Consider the following 17,524-nt stretch of genomic DNA (forward strand, 5'->3'; position numbering starts at 1 on the left):
CTTGGCACAAGGTTTTGCGCTGATTCAGGAATAGCGCAACGCCTGCGCCGGCTCGACCTTCGCCGCACGCCAGGCCGGGTAAACCGTGGCGAGGAAGCTCAGGATGAACCCGGCCGAGCAGATCAGCACTACATCACCGCGTTGAAGCTCCGAAGGCAGGTTGCTGACGAAATACACGTCGGAACTGAAAATATGCTGGCCAGTGACCCTTTCCACCCAACCCACTAAATCACTGACGTTCAGTGCCGCAATCACCCCCAGCACGCCGCCAATCAGCGTGCCGACCACGCCAATCACCGTGCCCTGGACCATGAAAATCGCCATGATCTGCCGCGGCGTGGCGCCAATGGTGCGCAGGATCGCGATATCCGCGCCCTTATCGTTCACCACCATGATCAGGGTCGCGATGATGTTGAAGGCCGCCACCGCGACGATCATCAACAACAGCAGGCCGATCATGGTTTTTTCCATTTTCATGGCACTGAACAGGCTACCCTGAGTGTGGGTCCAGTCGTCGGCCTTGTAGTCCGCACCGAGGCCCGTGGCGATGTCGCCGGAAACTCGCGGTGCTGCGTACAGGTCCTTGACCGCCAGGCGCACGCTTTGCACCTGGTTGGGCTGCCAATGCTGCATTTGCGCGGCGTCGGCCACGTGGATCAGCGCCATGGAGCCATCCAGTTCGGCGCCTACCTTGAACACGCCGACCACATTCAAGCGCTGCATCCGCGGGGTGATGCCGCCCGGCGCGGTGCTGATTTCCGGCACGATCAGGGTCAGTTTGTCCCCGACGTTCAAACGGAAGCGCCGAGCAGTGATTTCGCCGATCACCACGCCAAACTCGCCCGGCTTCAAGGCATCGAGACGCCCCTGGACAATATGCTGGGCGACAATGGACACCTTGCCCTCCTGGGCCGGGTCGATGCCGCTGATCTGGATCGGTTGCATCGCGCCTTTATGGCTGAGCATGCCTTCCATTTCAGTGAACGGCACGGCAGCGATCACCTCAGGATTTTTCAGCGCCGCGGCAGCCACCGGCTGCCAGTCGTCGATCGGCTTGACGCCGACGATGGTGGCGTGGGGCACCATGCCCAGGATGCGCGAGCTCATTTCGCGCTGGAAGCCATTCATCACCGACAGCACCACGATCATCGCCAGCACCCCCAGGGCGAGGCCGATCATCGAGGTCATGGAAATGAACGAAACAAAGCGATTGCGGCGCTTGGCGCGGGTATAGCGCGTGCCGATGAAGATCGATAACGGTCTGAACATTCGCGGGGCACCGTATGAAAATAAAAGACCCGGCGCTTGCAGCAAGCGCCGGGTTTCGGTCGGTCAAATGGGCGTCAGGCAACCTTCCTGCAGGTGCAGGACGCGGTCCATCTGCCGGGCCAGGTTCATGTCGTGGGTCACCACCAGGAACGCGGTACGCATCGAGGTACTGAGTTCCAGCATCAGGTCCTGAATGCCTTGGGCGGTGTGGGAGTCGAGGTTGCCGGTCGGCTCGTCGAGCATCACCAGCCCCGGCTTGTTGACCAGGGCCCGGGCAATCGCCACGCGCTGGCGCTCGCCACCGGACAACTCCGCCGGCTTGTGCTCCAGACGATGGCCCAACCCGACCCGCTCTAGCAACGCCGTGGCCCGCTGGCGGGCTTCAGGGATCGCGGTGCGACCGATCAGTAGCGGCATGCAGACGTTCTCCAGCGCGGTGAACTCGGGCAGCAAATGGTGGAACTGGTAAACGAAGCCCAGGGAACGGTTGCGCAGCAGGCCACGGGCCTTCTCGTTCAGCGCCGAGAGTTCCTCGCCGGCCAGCCAGACACTGCCGGCAGTCGGTGTATCGAGGCCGCCCAACAGATTGAGCAAGGTACTTTTGCCCGACCCGGACGTACCGACAATCGCCACACGCTCGCCCGGATGCAGCTCCAGCTGCAAGCCCGACAACACCACCACCGATTCCGGCCCCTCCTCGTAGGATTTGCCCAGGTTACGGCAGCTCAAGATTGCTTTTTCACTCATACCCGACTCACTCATAACGTAACGCCTCCGCAGGCTGGGTGCGCGCGGCACGCCAGGCTGGATACAGGGTGGCGAGGAAACTCAGGACCAACGCGGCGCCGCAGACCATCAACACATCGTCTGTCTGCAACTGCGACGGCAGGTAGTCGATGAAGTACACGTCGGCGTTGAGAAACTTGTGCCCGATCAGGCCTTCGAGAGCGGCAATCGCGGCGCTGACGTTCAGCGCGGCAAACATCCCGACCAAGGCGCCGACCACCGTACCGATCACGCCAATGACCGTGCCCTGGACCATGAAGATCCGCATGATCTGCCCCGGTGTGGCGCCAAGGGTGCGCAGGATGGCGATGTCGCCTTTCTTGTCATTCACCACCATCACCAGAGTGGAGATGATGTTGAACGCGGCAACGGCGACGATCAGCAGCAATAGCAGGCCGATCATGGCTTTTTCCATGCGGATCGCCTGGTACAGGTTGCCGTGGGTGCGGGTCCAGTCGCGAGCGTAGTAGCGGTCTTCGCCGAGCTGCTGGGCGATGGTCCACGCGACGCGCGGTGCCTGGAACAGATCGTCGAACTTCAACCGCAGGCCCTGGACCTGATCCGGTTTCCAGCGATGCAGGCGCGCCAGGTCCTGAAGGTTGGTGACGCCCAGGTAACCGTCCAGCTCGCCGGCGCCGACATGGAAAATGCCGACCACGGTAAAGCGCTTCATACGCGGGAACATGCCGCCCGGGGTCACGGTGACTTCCGGTGCCACGAAGGTCAGCTTGTCGCCGATGACGGCGCCGAGCTTGGCAGCGGCCTTGTCACCGATGACGATGCCAAAGCTGCCCGGCGCCAGGTCGTCGAGTTTGCCCTGCTTCATGAAGTTGTCGATGATCGACACCTGCCGCTCAAGCCCAGGGTCAATGCCATTGAGCAAGACCTTGGAAACCTTGCCATTGTGGGTCAGCAGCCCCTGCATCTGGGTGAACGGCGCAACCGCCAGCACCTGCGGGTTCTGCTTGACCTTGGCGGCCAGGCTCGGCCAGTCGCTGATGGCTTCGCCGGTTTCGAGGGTGGCGTGGGGCACCATGCCCAGCACGCGAGTGCGCATTTCATGGTCGAACCCGTTCATCACCGACAGCACGACGATCATCACGACCACGCCAAGGGCCAGCCCGATGATTGAAGTCAGGGAAATGAACGATACGAAATGATTGCGACGTTTTGCACGGGTATAACGCGTGCCGATAAATACGAAGAGAGGTCTGAACATGTCGGGGCTTGTTCGGAGGGAAAAGGAACGTCCTTGTGGCGGGGGTCACAAACCAGCTTTACACTCAGACCACCGCCGCTACCATGGGTTCGCCATGTCGACATTAGATGAAGAAGATCGCCGCGAATACTACCGTATCGAGGACACGATCGCACTGGAAATTCGGCCCCTCTCCATTCCTGAAGCTGCTGGCCAGGAAGTGTTGCAGGATGCTTCTCCACTGTTCAATCTGCTCAGCGAATTGCACCTGAGCGAATTCGAATCGCAACACCTGCTGCGCCAGATCAGCGAGCGCGAGCGTAGCATCGCCGCGTACCTGAAAGTCATGCACAAACGCATCGACCTGCTCAGCCAGGTCATTGCCCTGACGGCGCTCGGCGAAATCGGCGAACCGCAGCCGGTGATCATCTCCGAGGGCGGCATCGACTTCCAATACCCCACCCCCATTGCCGTCGGCGCGCACCTGTCGATCAAGATGGTGCTGATGCCCCAGGCCCTGGGGCTGTTGCTCCGGGCCCGGGTCACTCATTGCGACCCCAAGGGCGACGGCTATGACGTGGGCACCGAGTTCGAACGCCCCACCGACGCCCAGCGCCAGTTGCTGGCCCGCTACATCCTGCAGAAACAGGCGCAAGAGCGACGCCTGGCGCGGGAACTGAACGAATCCGGCATCAATAAGGAAGAACCGTGACCCTCATTTATGGCCACCGTGGCGCCAAGGGCGAAGCGCCAGAAAATACCCTGACCGGTTTTCAGGAGTGCCTCAAGCACGGCGTGCGCCGATGCGAGCTGGACCTGCACCTTTCAATGGACGGCGAGTTGATGGTGATCCACGACCCGACCCTCAAGCGCACCACCGATCGCCGGGGCAAGGTGGTGGAGCATTCGGCCGCCGAGCTGGTGACCTACGATGCGCGCAAGGGTGGCCCGGGCTGGATCAAGCCGTGCCCGATCCCGCGCCTGGAGGAGCTGTTCGAAAAATGTGATTTCGAGCATTGGCAACTGGAGGTCAAGAGTGCCTCACGCACCCGCGCCGCCGCCACCGTGCTGGGGATCCGCGAAATGGCCCAGCGTTTCGGGTTGCTGGACAAAATCACCATCACCTCCAGCTCCCGGGAAGTGCTCAAGGCTGCCCTGGACCTGACCCCGGACATCTCCCGCGGGCTGGTGGCCGAATACGCCTGGCTCGACCCACTGAAGGTCGCCCAGAGTTACGGCTGCGAGATTCTGGCGCTCAACTGGACGCTGTGTACGCCGGAACGCCTGATCAAGGCCCAGCGTCAGGGGTTGCATGTATCGGTGTGGACCGTCAACGAACCCGCGCTGATGCGCAGGCTCGCCGACTTCGGCGTTGACAGCCTGATTACAGACTTTCCCGGTTTGGCCACTGCCACCCTCGAGAATTGCTGAAATCGGTCTCCCCGGCCGGCTCAGGCCACCGGCCGGAGCCGCTCAAAAAAGCCGGTTGAGCCCGTCATAGGCCGCTACCCGATAGGCTTCGGCCATGGTCGGGTAGTTGAAGGTCGTGTTGACGAAGTATTTCAGCGTGTTCAGCTCGCCCGGCTGGTTCATGATCGCCTGGCCGATGTGAACGATCTCCGACGCCTGGTAACCGAAACAGTGCACGCCCAGCACTTCCAGCGTCTCGCGGTGGAACAGGATCTTCAGCATGCCCTGCGGCTCTCCGGCGATCTGCGCCCGCGCCATGCTCTTGAAGAAGGCCTTGCCCACTTCATAGGGCACCTTGGCCTGGGTCAGCTCCTGCTCGTTCTTGCCGATCGAGCTGATCTCCGGAATGGTGTAGATGCCGGTCGGTACGTCGTTGACGAAGCGCCAGCTCCCGTTGTCGACAATGCTGCCGGCCGCTGAACGGCCCTGGTCATGGGCGGCGCTGGCCAGGCTCGGCCAACCGATCACGTCACCGGCGCCGTAGATGTTCGTCACACAAGTGCGGTAGTTCTCGTCAACTTCAATCTGGCCACGGCTGTTGACCTTCACGCCGATGTTTTCCAGGCCCAGGGTGTCGGTGTTGCCGGTACGGCCGTTGCACCAGAGCAAGGCGTCGGCCTTGATCTTCTTGCCGGACTTGAGGTGCAGGATCACGCCGTTGTCCACGCCTTCGACGCGGTCGTAGTCCTCGTTGTGACGCACGGTGATGTTGTTGTTGCTGAAGTGATAGCTCAGGGCCTGGGAGATTTCCGAGTCCAGGAAGCTCAGCAACTGGCCACGGTTATCCACCAGCTCCACCAGCACACCGAGGCCGCTGAAGATCGATGCGTATTCGCAACCGATCACCCCCGCGCCGTAGACAATCAGCTTACGCGGGGTGTGGCCCAGGCTCAGGATCGTGTCGCTATCGTAGATACGTGCGTGGTTGAAATCGATATCGGCCGGACGATACGGGCGCGAGCCGGTGGCGATGATGATGTGCTTGGCCACCAGCTTTTCGACCACGCCATTGCCGCAAACCACTTCAACGGTCTGCTCGTCGGCAAAGCTGCCGGTGCCGAAGAACACGTCGACCCGGTTGCGGGCGTAGTAACCGGTGCGCGAGGCGACTTGCTTGGAGATCACCTTCTCGGCGCTCTTGAGCACGTCCGGGAAGGAGAACCAGCGCGGCTCGCCGATGGCGCGGAACATCGGGTTGGTGTTGAACTGCATGATCTGCCGGACCGAGTGACGCAAGGCCTTGGACGGGATGGTGCCCAAGTGGGTGCAGTTGCCACCGACCTGCCGACGGCTGTCGACCATCGCGACCTTGCGCCCTGCCTTGGCGGCGTTCATTGCCGCGCCCTCTCCCGCCGGGCCGGAACCCAATACCACCACGTCGTAGTTGTAGACAGCCATGCGTACTCCTCAGAACAGGCCGCGGCGCCACATTTGGCTCCACGGCTAAATCATGCCGGCCAGCGACATGAAGGAACAATTTGGGGCCGGTTCATGAGCCCGGCCACAGTCTATAGAAGCGTCAACGCCGCGCACATTACCCCTTGGTCGCGTCGTAGGCTAGTTTTGCCTGCGCTATTTCGCCACAGGTATGCTTTCACAACGCTGTCATCATTGGGTTTTTCCGCGACTGATCCGTTCAAACTCATCATTGGTGCGAACAATAAAACGGTCATTGTCCCGCAATACGAAAAATACCCCGACACCGTATTTTTCGGCATAGTCCCAACCCCGTTCAGGACCGAGAATCAGCAACAGCGTCGATAGTCCATCGGCCATCAACGCCGAAGGATGAATCACCGTGACTGACGCCAGGTTGTGTAGGACCGGCGTACCGGTACGCGCATCAAAGGTGTGGGAATAACGTCTGCCGCCCTGTTCGAAATATTTACGGTAGTCGCCCGAGGTGGAAACCCCGTAGCCGTTGACCTCGATAACGCGCTCAGCCACCCGCCGGTCGTCCCGGGGTTCTTCCAGGGCGATACGCCAGGCGGCACCATCGGGTTTGCGTCCGGCGGCCTTGAGTTCGCCGGTGACCTCGGCCAGATAGCTGTCGATGCCCAAGGCCTTGAACCGGCTGGCGATGCGGTCGACGGCATAACCGGCTGCGATACTGTTGAAGTCGACTTCCACCGCGGCGTCTTTGCACAAGCGGTCGCCGTCGATGCGCAGATGAGCATGCCCGACGCGTTGGCGCACCTGGGCCAGGGCTTCTGCGGTCGGTACTTTCTCTGCTCGGGACTGGGGACCGAAGCCCCACAGGTTGAGCAGCGGCTCCACCGTCAGATCGAAAGAGCCGTCGCTTTGGGAGGACAACTGCTCACCCACGCGGATCAACTCCAGGACAGGGCCAGGCATGATCTGGCAGCTATTGGCCGGCAACGCATTGAAACGTTCGATGTCCGAATCGCTGCGATAGGTCGAGAACAGTCGATCCACTTCGGCGAGGATGCTTTCCACCTCGGCCCGCACCGCTTTCGGTCCAGGTGCGGCGGAATGCCTGACGTACTGAATCGAATAGTGGCTGCCCATGGTCGGGCCGCCGAAGCGCTCCAGGGTGTTGCCGTTGCCGCAACCGGACAACACGCCGACCAGCACCACAAGCCCCATCCACCGTCCAGTTAACAAATCTTCATCCCCCCTCGAAACCGCGCCGGCCATTATGGGCTTCAGCGCCCTTCAGTCCAGATGCAAAAAACTGTGGGAGCGAGCCTGCTCGCGATAGCGTCGGATCAAACGACATTGATGTGACTGACACACCGCTATCGCGAGCGGGCTCGCTCCCACATTGGGTGCAGCGCTTTCATACAAGATTGTCAGAGTGAGTACCTACCCATGCCTTCCAACACCAGCAACGGCAAGGCGATCTTTCGCGTTGTCAGCGGCAACTTCCTTGAGATGTTCGACTTCATGGTCTATGGCTTCTACGCCACGGCCATTGCCAAGACGTTCTTCCCGACCGACAGTGCTTTCGCCTCGCTGATGCTGTCCCTGGCCACATTTGGCGCCGGGTTCTTGATGCGCCCGCTGGGGGCGATTTTTCTCGGGGCCTACATCGACCGGCACGGCCGCCGCAAAGGCTTGATCATCACCTTGGCGATGATGGCCGCCGGCACCGTGCTGATCGCTTGTGTGCCGGGTTACACCACCCTCGGCGTGGCGGCACCGCTGCTGGTGCTGCTGGGGCGATTGCTGCAGGGCTTTTCCGCCGGGGTTGAGCTGGGCGGCGTATCGGTGTATCTGGCGGAAATTTCCACGCCGGGGCGCAAGGGCTTCTTTGTCAGTTGGCAATCCGCCAGTCAACAGGCCGCCGTCGTGTTTGCCGGCCTGCTGGGCGTTGGCCTCAATCACTGGCTGAGTCCCCAGGAGATGGGCGAATGGGGCTGGCGCGTGCCGTTTCTGGTGGGTTGCATGATCGTGCCGGTGATATTCGTGATCCGTCGCTCCTTGGAAGAAACACCTGAATTCCAGGCGAGAAAACATCGCCCTACCCTGTCGCAAATCATCCGTTCCATCGGTCAGAACTTCGGCATCGTCCTGGCGGGCATGGCGCTGGTGGTGATGACCACGGTGTCGTTTTACCTGATCACGGCGTACACGCCGACCTTCGGTAAAGCCGAACTGAACCTGTCGGACCTGGATGCGTTGCTGGTGACGGTATGCATCGGGCTGTCGAACTTCTTCTGGCTGCCGGTGATGGGCGCATTTTCCGACAAGATCGGACGCAAGCCCTTGCTGCTGGGAGCGACTATTCTGGCGATCCTCACGGCATATCCGGCGCTGTCCTGGCTGGTGGCGAACCCCAGCTTCAGCCATTTGCTGATCGTGGAGTTGTGGTTGTCGTTCCTGTATGGATCGTACAACGGTGCCATGGTAGTCGCCTTGACGGAAATCATGCCGCTGGAAGTGCGCACCACCGGTTTCTCCCTGGCCTACAGCCTGGCAACAGCGACCTTCGGCGGGTTTACGCCAGCGGCCTGTACTTATCTGATTCATGTGCTAGGCAACAAGGCCGCGCCAGGGATCTGGCTCAGTGGCGCGGCAGTGCTGGGGTTGATTGCTACCTTGGTGTTGTTCAAGGGTAATCGGCATGAACTGCGGACTGCACAAGCTTCAGTCGTCGGCGGCGCCTGACACATCGCTATCGCGAGCAAGCTCGCTCCCACAGGGATTTACGCGCTCCAATGTGGGAGCGAGCCTGCTCGCGATGAGGCCAGCCCAGGCGACAGAAAAGCCAGAAAAAAAAAACGCCCCGACAAGTCGGGGCGTTTTCATGTGCAGCTAAGGCTTAGCGCGGGAATGCTGGCGGGTTTACACCGGCCATGTCTTCCATCACGCGAACGACCTGGCAGCTATAACCGAACTCGTTGTCGTACCAGACGTACAGCACAACGCGGTTGTCCTGAACGATGGTCGCTTCAGCGTCGACCACACCGGCATGGCGCGAGCCAACGAAGTCGGTGGACACCACTTCCTGGGAATTGACGAAATCGATCTGCTTGTGCAGGTCGGAGTGCAGCGCCATGTAGCGCAGGTACTCGTTCATCTCTTCACGGGTGGCGGCTTTCTCAAGGTTCAGGTTGAGGATGGCCATCGACACGTTCGGCGTCGGTACACGGATCGCGTTGCCGGTCAGCTTGCCGGCCAGCTCAGGCAAAGCCTTGGCAGCAGCGGTGGCGGCACCGGTCTCGGTGATCACCATGTTCAGCGCGGCGCTGCGGCCACGGCGGTCGCCTTTGTGGAAGTTGTCGATCAGGTTCTGGTCGTTGGTGTACGAGTGAACGGTTTCAACGTGACCGTTGATGATGCCGAACTTGTCGTTCACAGCCTTGAGCACCGGCACGATGGCGTTGGTGGTGCACGAAGCGGCGGAGACGATCTTGTCGTCAGCGGTGATTTCGTTGTGGTTGATGCCGTGAACGATGTTCTTGAGCTTGCCCTTGCCAGGTGCGGTCAGAACAACGCGGTCGACACCCGGGCATGCCAGGTGCTGGCCCAGGCCATCGGCGTCACGCCATACACCGGTGTTGTCCACCAGCAGTGCGTCCTTGATGCCGTACTGGGTGTAATCCACCTCGGTCGGGTTCTTCGCGTAGATCACCTGGATCAGGTTACCGTTGGCCGTGATGGTGTTGTTTTCTTCGTCGATGGTAATGGTGCCGTTGAACGAACCATGGACCGAATCGCGACGCAGCAGGCTGGCGCGCTTGGTCAGGTCGTTCTCCGCGCCTTTGCGCACCACGATGGCACGCAGGCGCAAACCATCGCCACCACCGGTTTTCTCGATCAGGATGCGCGCCAGCAGACGACCGATACGACCGAAGCCGTAGAGCACGACGTCGGTGCCTTTGCGTGCCGAAACGTTTTGCTGGCCAACCACATCAGCCATCTCTTCGCGAACGAACTGCTCGGCGCTACGGCCGTTGCCTTCGTTACGGAATTTGAACGCCAGCTTGCCCAGGTCCACCGAAGCCGCGCCGAGCTTGAGCTCGCTCATGGCCTTGAGCAGAGGGAATGTTTCGTGGACGGAGAGTTCGCTGTCGTCGGAAGAACGGTGGCGAGCAAAGCGGTGAGCCTTGAGAATCGCGATGACAGACTGGTTGATCAGGCTGCGGCCATAGATCGAGCTCACCACGTTGTTATTGCGGTAGAGCTGACCGATGAGAGGGATCATCGCTTCTGCGAGTGCTTCACGATCGATCCATTCACCAAGACACTGGTCGGGCTTCTGAGTCACGGGAACCTTCCACATGTAGGGGCTGAAAAAAGGGGCTACATTATGCCGCCGACTCTTCGGCGGAGCAATGCGCGCCTGTCGCACCGTGGTTTTCCTGTTCGCCAGGGTAGTCTGCGACTGACAGCTGCCCCCTTCCCCCGCTACAATTGCCGACTTTGTCGCAACGCTGGAGCTCAACCTTCCGTGCCCGTTCTGCGTCTCCCGCTTCTCCCTGCCGCGGCAGGTAAACAGCACTGGGGCAACCTGCCCGGTGCCGCCCTGAGCCTGGCCATTGCCGAGGCTGCCAGCGCTGCAAAGCGCTTTACCCTGCTGCTGACCGCCGACAGCCAAAGCGCCGAGCGGCTCGAACAGGAACTGAGTTTCTTCGCCCCGGATTTGCCCGTGCTGCATTTCCCGGACTGGGAAACCCTGCCCTACGATCTGTTTTCGCCCCACCAGGACATCATTTCCCAGCGAATCGCCAGCCTTTATCGGTTGCCGGAGCTCAGTCATGGCGTTTTGGTAGTGCCGATCACCACGGCCCTACATCGCCTGGCACCGACCCAGTTTTTGCTCGGCAGCAGCCTGGTGCTGGACATCGGCCAGAAGCTCGACGTCGAGCAAATGCGCAGCCGTCTTGAAGCCAGTGGCTATCGTTGCGTCGACACGGTGTACGAGCACGGCGAGTTCGCGGTACGCGGCGCGCTGATCGATCTGTTCCCGATGGGCAGCAAGTTGCCTTACCGCATCGACCTGTTCGATGACGAAATCGAAACCCTGCGCACCTTCGACCCGGAAAACCAACGCTCCATCGACAAAGTACAGTCGGTGCGCCTGCTGCCGGCCAAGGAATTCCCGCTGCAAAAAGACGCCGTGACCCGCTTCAAGGCGCGCTTTCGCGAACGTTTCGATGTGGATTTCCGTCGCTGCCCGATCTTCCAGGACCTGAGCAGCGGGATCACTCCCGCCGGTATCGAGTACTACCTGCCGCTGTTTTTCGAAGAAACCTCCACCCTGTTCGATTACCTGCCCCAGGACACCCAGGTGTTTTCCCTGCCCGGCATCGAGCAGGCGGCGGAAAACTTCTGGAACGATGTGCGCAATCGCTACGAAGAGCGCCGGGTCGATCCTTCCCGTCCTTTATTGCCACCGGCCGAGCTGTTCCTGCCGGTGGAAGACTGCTTCGCCCGGCTCAAGAACTGGCCACGCGTGGTGGCAAGCCAGCAGGACGTGGAAACTGGCGTCGGCCGCGAACGCTTCCCGGCCAAGGCCTTGCCGGACCTGGCGATCGAAGCCAAGGCCACGCAGCCATTGGCGGCCCTGGCCGGTTTTCTCGACGGTTTCCCCGGCCGCGTGCTGTTCACCGCCGAATCCGCCGGTCGTCGTGAAGTGCTGCTGGAACTGCTTGAACGCCTGAAACTGAGGCCGAAAACCGTCGATAGCTGGCCAGACTTCGTCGCCGGCAAAGACCGCCTGGCGATTACCATCGCGCCGCTGAACGATGGCCTTGTCCTGGAAGACCCGGCCCTGGCGCTGGTGGCCGAAAGCCCATTGTTCGGCCAGCGCGTCATGCAGCGTCGGCGTCGCGAGAAACGTGCCGACGCCGCCAACGACGCGGTCATCAAGAACCTCACCGAGCTGCGCGAGGGCGCGCCAGTGGTGCACATCGACCACGGCGTAGGCCGCTACCTGGGCCTGGCGACCCTCGAGATCGACAATCAGGCCGCCGAGTTCCTCACCCTTGAATACGCCGAGGGTGCCAAGCTCTACGTGCCGGTGGCTAACCTGCACCTGATCGCCCGCTACACCGGTAGCGACGACGCCCTGGCGCCGCTGCATCGGCTGGGTTCGGAAACCTGGCAGAAAGCCAAGCGCAAGGCCGCCGAACAGGTGCGCGACGTGGCCGCCGAGTTGCTGGACATCTATGCCCGTCGCGCCGCCCGCGAGGGCTACGCCTTCGCCGACCCGAAAGCCGACTACGAAACCTTCAGCGCCGGGTTCCCCTTCGAGGAAACCGTCGACCAGCAAACCACCATCGAGGCCGTGCGCGCTGACATGCTCGCGCCCAAACCGATGGACCGGCTGGTGTGCGGCGATGTCGGTTTCGGCAAGACCGAAGTGGCGATGCGCGCCGCATTCATTGCCGTGCACGGCGGCAAGCAGGTGGCAATCCTGGTGCCCACCACCCTGCTTGCCCAGCAGCACTACAACAGTTTCCGCGACCGCTTCGCCGACTGGCCGGTGACCGTGGAGGTGATGAGCCGCTTCAAGTCCACCAAGGAAGTGAACGCGGCGGTGGCCGATCTGGCCGAGGGCAAGATCGACATCGTCATCGGCACGCACAAACTGCTGCAGGACGATGTGAAGATCAAAAACCTGGGGCTGGTGATCATCGACGAAGAGCACCGCTTTGGCGTGCGCCAGAAAGAACAGCTCAAGGCCCTGCGCAGCGAGGTCGACATCCTGACCCTGACGGCCACGCCGATCCCGCGCACGCTGAACATGGCGGTGTCGGGCATGCGTGACCTGTCGATCATCGCCACGCCGCCGGCCCGGCGCCTGTCGGTGCGCACTTTCGTCATGGAGCAGAACAAAAGCACGATCAAGGAAGCCCTGCTGCGCGAGTTGCTGCGTGGCGGCCAGGTCTATTACCTGCACAACGACGTCAAGACCATCGAGAAATGCGCCGCCGATCTGGCCGAGCTGGTGCCGGAAGCGCGCATCGGCATCGGCCACGGGCAGATGCGCGAACGTGAACTCGAACAGGTGATGAGCGATTTCTACCACAAGCGCTTCAACGTGCTGATCGCCTCGACCATCATCGAGACCGGCATCGATGTGCCGAGCGCCAACACCATCATCATCGAGCGCGCCGACAAATTCGGCCTGGCCCAGTTGCACCAGCTGCGCGGTCGGGTCGGGCGCAGTCACCACCAGGCCTACGCCTACCTGTTGACGCCGCCGCGCCAGCAGATCACCCCGGACGCGGAAAAGCGCCTGGAAGCCATCGCCAACACCCAGGACCTGGGCGCCGGTTTCGTGCTGGCCACCAACGACCTCGAAATCCGGGGTGCAGGCGAGTTGCTGGGCGACGGCCAGAGCGGCCAGATCCAGGCCGTGGGTTTCACCCTGTACATGGAAATGCTCGAACGGGCGGTCAAGTCGATCCGCAAGGGTGAGCAACCGAACCTCGACCAACCGTTGGGCGGCGGGCCGGAAATCAATCTGCGGGTGCCGGCGCTGATCCCGGAAGACTACCTGCCGGATGTCCACGCACGGCTGATTCTCTACAAACGCATCGCCTCGGCCACTGACGAAGAAGGCCTCAAGGACCTGCAAGTGGAGATGATCGACCGCTTCGGCCTGCTGCCGGAGCCAACCAAGAATCTGGTGCGTACCACTTGGCTCAAGCTCAAGGCCGAGCAACTGGGCATCAAGAAAGTCGACGGCGGCCCCAATGGCGGTCGTATCGAATTCGAAGCCCAGACGCCGGTCGATCCGCTGGTACTGATCAAGCTGATCCAGGGCCAGCCCAAACGCTACAAGTTCGAAGGTGCCACGATGTTCAAATTCATGGTGCCCATGGAACGCCCGGAAGAGCGTTTCAATACCGTAGAAGCGCTGTTCGAGCGCCTCACTCCGACCCCTGCTTGAAGGACGCCCCATGCGCCTGTTTCGCTCACTGACCTTGTTGATGACCCTGGTCGCTCCCCTGGCGTTTGCCGATGACCTGTATCAGGTTGAAATGATCCTGATGCGCCAGAACGCCGAACCGGCGATTGTCAGCCGCGCCGCACCGGAGGACTGGGACGCGGGCGCGCAACGCCTGGACGCGAACAGCCAGCGCACGCCTGCATTGGGTCACATCGTGGAAAAACTCAACGCCAGCGGCCAGTACACGGTGCTGATGCACAAAGCCTGGCAGCAGAACCTGGGCGAACAGGGCAGCCGAATCGCCGTCAGTGATGGCGCAGAACGGTTCGGCCAGTTCCCCATCGAAGGAACCCTGGAACTGAAACTGGGGCGGTTTACCGACGTGGACGCCGACTTCTGGATAAACCAGATCGACACCAATGGCCTGGTCACTTCCAGCGAACGCCTCAAACAGCAGAGCCATACCAAAAATGGCCAGTTGAATTTCCTCGACAACGGCCACCTCGGCCTGCTGATCAAAATCACCTCGCTGACTGCGCCTGCGCCACGGCAGGCGCCTGACGTCATTCCGGACTGATCGGCGCGCCTATGCCCTCGCCCCTGAGCAAACCCCTGGCACCCTCCTGGGTCAATCGATTCAAGGAACAGAGCCTGGAGCGCGGGCGCCGTTACGCGCTGGAAAACCGCGTCAGGATCGTCGAGGCTGGCGACAGCACCATCACCGCCAGTTGTGAAGGCTCTGGGGGTAACGTTTACCGCCAGACGATTCGCCTGAAAGAATCAGCCAAAGGCACGTTGATTCTGCTTGAAGCCGCCTGTACCTGCCCGGTGCGCATCAACTGCAAACACTGCGCGGCGGTGCTGCTGCAAGTCCAGGAAACCCTGGCCTACCCGGCCGCCGAGAAAGACGCGCAGTTGCTGGAGAAACTCCAGGCCGTGCTGGAAAACCGCAGCCCCAAGGCCCCGCCGCAAGTGCTGGTGGACAACGTCCAACCCATGCCGCGGCTGTGGCTGGCGAGCATCGAGTTCAGCGCTTTCGAGCCGCGCAATGGCAAGATGCAGCGCTACATCCAGCACCGCGCCGCCCTGTCTTTCAGCTACCTGGACGAATACGTCAGCGGCCAGCGCAACACTGACGTGCTGATTCGCCAGGACACACAGACGCTGCGGATAAAACGCCAGACAGAAGTCGAGCAGTCCTACCGCGAACAGCTACGCATCCTCGGCTTCAAAATCGCAACCCGCCAAAGCAAGGCCCTGCCCGAAAGCGCCGGTGAACTGTACGAGATGGTCAACGACAGTGCCTGGCTGACGTTCACCCTCAACGATCTGCCGAAACTGCGTAGCCAGGGCTGGGAGTTGCAGATCGACGAGGATTTCGGTTTCGACCTGACGGCGGTGGACGAATGGTACGCCACGGTCGAAGAAACGCCGGAACGGGACTGGTTCGATCTGGAACTGGGGATCATCGTCAACGGTGAACGATTGAGCCTGCTGCCGATTCTGCTGAACCTGATGCGTTCGCACATCGAGCTGTTCAACCCGGACCGCCTGGCCAGGCGCCGCGATGACGAACTCATTCTGGTCAACTTGCCTAATCGCCCGAACTCCGAGTTCGGCCCGCAGCAAGTGGCGCTGCCCTATGGCCGGCTGAAACCGGTGCTGGCCACCCTGGGCGAGTTTTACCTGCAAGAACCGGGCACCACCAAACTGCGCTTGAACAGCGCGGATGCCCTGCGCCTGAACCCGCTGCAAGACATGCCCTTGCGCTGGGAAGGCGGCGAACACATTCGTGGCCTGGCCCAGCGCCTGCGGGACATCAAGGACTACACCAGCACGGCGCCAGACGGTCTGAACGCCACGCTGCGGCCTTATCAGCTCGAAGGTTTAAGCTGGATGCAATCGCTCAGGCAACTGGAAGTCGGCGGCATCCTCGCGGACGACATGGGCCTGGGCAAAACCCTGCAAACCCTGGCGCACATCCTCAGCGAAAAAAACGCCGGGCGCCTCGACCGCCCTTGCATGGTGGTCATGCCCACCAGCCTGATCCCCAACTGGCTCGACGAGGCCGCCCACTTCACCCCGCAACTCAAGGTGCTGGCCTTGTACGGCGCCGGGCGCAAGAAGCACTTTGACCGGCTGAACGATTACGACCTGGTCCTCACCACCTATGCGCTATTGCCCAAAGATGTCGAGCGCCTGGCGGAGCAGCCGTTGCATGTGCTGATCCTCGATGAAGCCCAGTACATCAAGAACCCGAACAGCAAAGCCGCCGAGGCCGCCCGCGAACTCAACGCCCGCCAGCGGCTGTGCCTGTCCGGTACGCCGCTGGAAAACCACCTGGGTGAATTGTGGTCGTTGTTCCACTTCCTGCTGCCGGGATGGCTCGGGGACGTCAAGAGCTTCAACCGCGACTACCGCGTGCCGATTGAAAAGCGCGGCAGCGATGTGCGACTGCAGCACCTCAACGGTCGGATAAAACCTTTTCTGCTGCGCCGGACCAAGGAGCAAGTGGCGACAGAACTGCCACCCAAGACCGAGATCATTCATTGGGTCGAGCTCAGCGATGCCCAGCGGGACGTCTACGAAACCATGCGCCTGGCCATGGACAAGAAGGTACGCGACGAGATCACCCGCAAAGGCGTGGCTCGCAGCCAGATCATCATTCTCGAGGCGCTGCTCAAGCTGCGCCAGGTCTGTTGTGACCTGCGCCTGCTCAACGATGCCGCCCTGCCTGCCCGCGGCAGCACCTCGGGCAAGCTCGACAGCCTGATGGAGATGCTCGAAGAGCTGTTTGAAGAAGGTCGCCGGGTGCTGCTGTTTTCCCAGTTCACCTCAATGCTGGCGCTGATCGAAGACGAACTGAAGAAACGCGGCGTCGATTACGCCATCCTGACCGGCCAGACCCGGGACCGACGTACGCCGGTCAAGGAATTCCAGAGCGGCAAGCGTCAGATCTTTCTGATCAGCCTGAAGGCCGGCGGCGTAGGCCTGAACCTCACCGAGGCGGACACGGTGATCCACTACGATCCATGGTGGAACCCCGCCACCGAAAACCAGGCGACCGACCGCGCCTATCGCATCGGCCAGGAGAAGCCGGTGTTCGTCTACAAAATGATTGCCCGAGGCACGGTGGAAGAAAAGATTCAGTTACTGCAGAAGGAAAAATCCGACCTCGCAGCCGGCGTATTGGACGGGCGCGTGGCCGGAGACTGGAAACTGCAAAGCGACGATATCGAGGCGCTATTCGCGCCGTTGCCGGACAAGCTGGAAAAACGCTGATTCACAGCAATCCCTGTGGGAGCCGAGCTTGCTCGCGATAGCGGTGATTCAGTTGTTGGAGATCTTGGCTGTGCCGCCGTCATCGCGAGCAGGCTCGCTCCCACATGGTCCTGAGGTAAGCGCCGGACAGGGCTGCACCCCGAATCTCCTGT

The 17,524-nt window shown here is 61.4% G+C and carries 12 protein-coding genes; 6 read left to right on the forward strand and 6 right to left on the reverse strand.

Annotated elements, in window-relative coordinates; translation table 11 throughout:
- Nucleotides 1–24: 24 nt before the first annotated feature.
- The 3 genes from PSEUDOMOFG3G_RS17240 to PSEUDOMOFG3G_RS17250 form a co-directional block, all read right to left on the reverse strand.
- The gene (locus tag PSEUDOMOFG3G_RS17240; RefSeq protein ID WP_047227223.1) at nt 25–1,269 is read right to left on the reverse strand and encodes a lipoprotein-releasing ABC transporter permease subunit; all 1,245 of its coding nucleotides are present in this window, start codon (nt 1,267–1,269) and stop codon (nt 25–27) included.
- Nucleotides 1,270–1,332: 63 nt separating this feature from the next.
- Complete coding sequence (gene lolD / locus PSEUDOMOFG3G_RS17245) at nt 1,333–2,016, reverse strand: lipoprotein-releasing ABC transporter ATP-binding protein LolD (RefSeq protein ID WP_162843734.1); 684 nt, start codon at nt 2,014–2,016, stop codon at nt 1,333–1,335.
- 7 nt (nt 2,017–2,023) lie between these two features.
- Nucleotides 2,024–3,274 (reverse strand): lipoprotein-releasing ABC transporter permease subunit, encoded by a 1,251-nt coding sequence (locus PSEUDOMOFG3G_RS17250; protein WP_139050703.1) that lies wholly within the window; start codon nt 3,272–3,274, stop codon nt 2,024–2,026.
- 94 nt (nt 3,275–3,368) lie between these two features.
- Here PSEUDOMOFG3G_RS17250 and PSEUDOMOFG3G_RS17255 point away from each other — a divergent pair, with 94 nt between their 5' ends.
- Nucleotides 3,369–3,965 (forward strand): PilZ domain-containing protein, encoded by a 597-nt coding sequence (locus PSEUDOMOFG3G_RS17255; RefSeq protein WP_139050704.1) that lies wholly within the window; start codon nt 3,369–3,371, stop codon nt 3,963–3,965.
- Nucleotides 3,962–4,684: a glycerophosphodiester phosphodiesterase family protein gene (locus PSEUDOMOFG3G_RS17260; RefSeq protein WP_047227220.1), complete on the forward strand. Its 723-nt coding sequence runs from the start codon at nt 3,962–3,964 to the stop codon at nt 4,682–4,684. The genes PSEUDOMOFG3G_RS17255 and PSEUDOMOFG3G_RS17260 overlap by 4 nt, the downstream gene beginning before the upstream one ends.
- Nucleotides 4,685–4,726: 42 nt before the next feature.
- Here PSEUDOMOFG3G_RS17260 and sthA read toward each other — a convergent pair whose 3' ends face one another.
- Entirely contained in the window at nt 4,727–6,121 is a 1,395-nt protein-coding gene (gene sthA, locus PSEUDOMOFG3G_RS17265) for a Si-specific NAD(P)(+) transhydrogenase (RefSeq protein WP_047227219.1), read from the reverse strand.
- 210 nt (nt 6,122–6,331) lie between these two features.
- Complete coding sequence (locus tag PSEUDOMOFG3G_RS17270; RefSeq protein WP_257220828.1) at nt 6,332–7,330, reverse strand: FAD:protein FMN transferase; 999 nt, start codon at nt 7,328–7,330, stop codon at nt 6,332–6,334.
- A 225-nt stretch (nt 7,331–7,555) separates the two neighbouring features.
- On the opposite strand from PSEUDOMOFG3G_RS17270, the gene PSEUDOMOFG3G_RS17275 reads away from it, so the two are divergent.
- The gene (locus tag PSEUDOMOFG3G_RS17275) at nt 7,556–8,854 is read left to right on the forward strand and encodes an MFS transporter (RefSeq protein WP_047227218.1); all 1,299 of its coding nucleotides are present in this window, start codon (nt 7,556–7,558) and stop codon (nt 8,852–8,854) included.
- Nucleotides 8,855–9,008: 154 nt separating this feature from the next.
- On the opposite strand, the gene PSEUDOMOFG3G_RS17280 is transcribed toward PSEUDOMOFG3G_RS17275, so the two are convergent.
- Nucleotides 9,009–10,472 carry a glyceraldehyde-3-phosphate dehydrogenase gene (locus tag PSEUDOMOFG3G_RS17280; RefSeq protein WP_047227217.1) on the reverse strand — a complete coding sequence of 488 codons (1,464 nt, stop codon included), beginning with the start codon at nt 10,470–10,472 and terminating at the stop codon, nt 9,009–9,011.
- A 168-nt stretch (nt 10,473–10,640) separates the two neighbouring features.
- Between PSEUDOMOFG3G_RS17280 and mfd the strand changes: the two genes are divergently transcribed.
- The 3 genes from mfd to PSEUDOMOFG3G_RS17295 are packed head-to-tail and all read left to right on the forward strand — an operon-like array spanning nt 10,641 to nt 17,372.
- Nucleotides 10,641–14,090: a transcription-repair coupling factor gene (mfd, locus tag PSEUDOMOFG3G_RS17285; RefSeq protein WP_047227216.1), complete on the forward strand. Its 3,450-nt coding sequence runs from the start codon at nt 10,641–10,643 to the stop codon at nt 14,088–14,090.
- A 10-nt stretch (nt 14,091–14,100) separates the two neighbouring features.
- Entirely contained in the window at nt 14,101–14,667 is a 567-nt protein-coding gene (locus PSEUDOMOFG3G_RS17290) for a CsiV family protein (protein ID WP_139050706.1), read from the forward strand.
- Between the two features lie 11 nt (nt 14,668–14,678).
- Complete coding sequence (locus PSEUDOMOFG3G_RS17295) at nt 14,679–17,372, forward strand: DEAD/DEAH box helicase (protein ID WP_139050707.1); 2,694 nt, start codon at nt 14,679–14,681, stop codon at nt 17,370–17,372.
- Nucleotides 17,373–17,524: the final 152 nt, after the last annotated feature.

It is taken from the genome of Pseudomonas sp. FG-3G (assembly GCF_901007645.1).
Classification (GTDB): Bacteria; Pseudomonadota; Gammaproteobacteria; order Pseudomonadales; family Pseudomonadaceae; genus Aquipseudomonas; species Aquipseudomonas rhizophila.

Bases quoted from the DNA above. Each gene is read 5' to 3' on its own strand.
- PSEUDOMOFG3G_RS17240 (WP_047227223.1), bottom strand. From the start codon at position 1,269: ATGTTCAGACCGTTATCGATCTTCATCGGCACGCGCTATACCCGCGCC.
- lolD (WP_162843734.1), bottom strand. From the start codon at position 2,016: ATGAGTGAAAAAGCAATCTTGAGCTGCCGTAACCTGGGCAAATCCTAC.
- PSEUDOMOFG3G_RS17250 (WP_139050703.1), bottom strand. From the start codon at position 3,274: ATGTTCAGACCTCTCTTCGTATTTATCGGCACGCGTTATACCCGTGCA.
- PSEUDOMOFG3G_RS17255 (WP_139050704.1), top strand. From the start codon at position 3,369: ATGTCGACATTAGATGAAGAAGATCGCCGCGAATACTACCGTATCGAG.
- sthA (WP_047227219.1), bottom strand. From the start codon at position 6,121: ATGGCTGTCTACAACTACGACGTGGTGGTATTGGGTTCCGGCCCGGCG.
- PSEUDOMOFG3G_RS17270 (WP_257220828.1), bottom strand. From the start codon at position 7,330: ATGGGGCTTGTGGTGCTGGTCGGCGTGTTGTCCGGTTGCGGCAACGGC.
- PSEUDOMOFG3G_RS17275 (WP_047227218.1), top strand. From the start codon at position 7,556: ATGCCTTCCAACACCAGCAACGGCAAGGCGATCTTTCGCGTTGTCAGC.
- PSEUDOMOFG3G_RS17280 (WP_047227217.1), bottom strand. From the start codon at position 10,472: ATGTGGAAGGTTCCCGTGACTCAGAAGCCCGACCAGTGTCTTGGTGAA.
- PSEUDOMOFG3G_RS17290 (WP_139050706.1), top strand. From the start codon at position 14,101: ATGCGCCTGTTTCGCTCACTGACCTTGTTGATGACCCTGGTCGCTCCC.
- PSEUDOMOFG3G_RS17295 (WP_139050707.1), top strand. From the start codon at position 14,679: ATGCCCTCGCCCCTGAGCAAACCCCTGGCACCCTCCTGGGTCAATCGA.